Annotated in this window: 1 protein-coding gene; it reads left to right on the top strand. The window is 40.1% G+C overall.

Features of this window, described 5'->3' with window-relative positions:
* A partial coding sequence (locus IQR33_RS20655) for a hypothetical protein (protein ID WP_193844002.1) occupies positions 1–756 on the top strand: 756 nt, incomplete at both ends.

The following is a 756-nucleotide window of genomic DNA, read 5'->3' as shown; positions in this document are numbered from 1 at the left end:
CCGGGTGAAAATGTCGTTGATGGAAAAGAACATGCTGCTTTGCAATTAGGTAGTCCTAACTCAATCACGCTACGTACTTACAAATACAAACTGTGCCCGAGCTTTCATCTTCTTGCACCAAGAATTGAGAGTGAAAACCAAAAAGAAAGGGTGTCTGGTCGAGACTCTTCAAATTCTCTCTACAAGTTCTTAGGTTTGGAAACTTTAGCCCATACCAGACATCAAGTTCGGAATTATCAGAAATTAGTTGGGACACCAATCAATCATAGCAACGAACGTTTTCTGTCAAACGCAACTATACGGTTTTACGCTGTATGCGGAAGGACTAAACAGCTCAGCGATGAAGATAAACCGAAAAAAATTTTAATTAATAGGGAGTGGGTTAACCCTAAAAACGTATTCTTCCGGAAAGTGTCCGGCTTACCTGACTTACACTCAGTCGAAGATTTTCTTGGAAGTTTGAAACACGACCAACTCGACATAAAAAAGGGACTGGAAAGACTAGGTGTAAGGGTTGCACCGAGTAAAGAGTTTCTAATTGATTACATAACGTTAAACCTAGGTCTAGATCGAGTGTTAAGTCATGAGCAGACTCTCGTAGCCAAGTCTGCTCTTTCTTTAATACAAGAAAACCATTTAAAAGTGATAACTAAATCGGATGAAGTGCCGCTTTTGACAACGCTCGGCAAAGTTTGCAAAAGTTCCAAAGTCTTAATAGACGAGGGAGATGAGCTTGAATCAGCTAGTTCTAAGAAT

It is taken from the genome of Vibrio sp. OPT46 (assembly GCF_015163535.1).
In the GTDB taxonomy this organism is placed as follows: domain Bacteria; phylum Pseudomonadota; class Gammaproteobacteria; order Enterobacterales; family Vibrionaceae; genus Vibrio; species Vibrio alginolyticus.
This window is presented reverse-complemented; position numbering and strand designations above follow the sequence as displayed.